Source organism: Methylomonas sp. BG-2 (assembly GCF_057766305.1).
The window spans coordinates 1-1286 of record NZ_JBYMAP010000480.1 but is presented as its reverse complement, the minus strand read 5'-3'; the positions used below and the strand labels follow the sequence as shown (position 1 = coordinate 1286).

Genomic DNA, 1286 nt, shown 5'->3' with positions numbered 1-1286 from the left:
AAGCCCGCCGCAGCTGAGATGGCTGGCTTCGTGAAACAGTTCGTGGCGCAGATAGACCGCCGCATCCAAACCGCCTTGGGGTCGCTGGCGCAGATATATGCTGCCGGGCCGCCAGCCGCCGGCATGGTTGGCGCTGAATTGGCCGCTCGTTAATGCTGGAAACACTCGTACCGGGTCATTTTCGCTAGGGACGCGGTAGCCTTGTTGGCTTAATTCGGCCAATGCGGCAACGCCGGCGTTGTGCAAATCAGGCAATTGGGCCAGACTGCCGAAGAACAGGATAGCCGCGCCGGCTTCCGCGCAGTACCCAAAGCGGAGCAAGGGGCGTATCCAGGCCGCAATGGTCGTCAAATCTAAAATCCTCCAACAAATGATGTCAGGGTAGTTCATCTCTCCTCTAAAGAAACGAATTAGATTGACAAGCCGGCGAATCAGCCTAGAATAAGGCCAGCTAGAAAATACGTTTTTACCTTTGTTTATCAAATCGGTGTCGGTAAGTTAGACATTCGTCCTTGTTCTTCATTTAGTAATTCCTGCATTTACCAGCGTTACCGGCCTATCGCAGGCCACATTTTAATATTTTTCTAGGACTTATCATGTCTACTACTTTCACCACCGGTGTTGTCAAATGGTTTAACGCGGATAAAGGCTTCGGCTTTATCGAGCAAAAACAAGGTCCGGATGTTTTCGTTCATTTCAAAAACATTCTGAACCCGAACAACAGCTACAGAACCCTGGACGAAGGCCAGCACGTGCAGTTTAAATTGGGCCGTGGTCCTAAAGGTCCGCAAGCCGAAGAAGTTAGCATTATCTAACGTCTCGGAAGGCTGCCGAAAGGTCGGCAGCCTTTTTCAAATCGCATCCGGTTGGCCGCCAGCCTCTCTTTTACGCTTCGCGGGGCCAAACGCCCAATCACGGCCGTTTCATCCTGGCTCGACAAAAGCTTGTGCCGTAGCTACCCATCTTTGTTAGAATAGACCTTCCAAGACAGCATCGGAGTGTAGCTCAGCTTGGTAGAGCACTGCCTTCGGGAGGCAGGGGCCGGAGGTTCGAATCCTCTCACTCCGACCAGTTCAAGTTTTTGAAAACCACCAGTTGTTTTCAATTGTCATCGATAAATACTCAAGAATAAAGTCCATCGATTGCCGGCCAAGCTATGCCGTGCCGTTTCGCTGTCCCTAAACTTGCTTGTTTTACAAGGTTTGTAACATTCGAAAATTTTAACCCTTCACCGGAATGGCCTTGGTTGCGTCAATCCACCCCAGCTTTTAGAACGGGGTTTTCCG

General features: G+C 50.7%; 1 protein-coding gene, 1 tRNA gene and 1 pseudogene. 2 read left to right on the top strand and 1 reads right to left on the bottom strand.

Annotation, left to right across the window (positions count from 1 at the left end; genetic code table 11):
• A pseudogene (locus AC3B8H_RS21445) lies at positions 1-351 on the bottom strand (hypothetical protein); the annotation flags it as partial.
• Positions 352-596: 245 nt separating this feature from the next.
• Between AC3B8H_RS21445 and AC3B8H_RS21440 the strand changes: the two are divergent.
• Entirely contained in the window at positions 597-815 is a 219-nt protein-coding gene (locus AC3B8H_RS21440; RefSeq protein WP_064025375.1) for a cold-shock protein, read from the top strand.
• A 179-nt stretch (positions 816-994) separates the two neighbouring features.
• Positions 995-1071, top strand: a tRNA-Pro gene (locus AC3B8H_RS21435).
• Positions 1072-1286 lie beyond the last annotated feature (215 nt).

Bases quoted from the DNA above. Each gene is read 5' to 3' on its own strand.
- AC3B8H_RS21440 (WP_064025375.1), top strand. From the start codon at position 597: ATGTCTACTACTTTCACCACCGGTGTTGTCAAATGGTTTAACGCGGAT.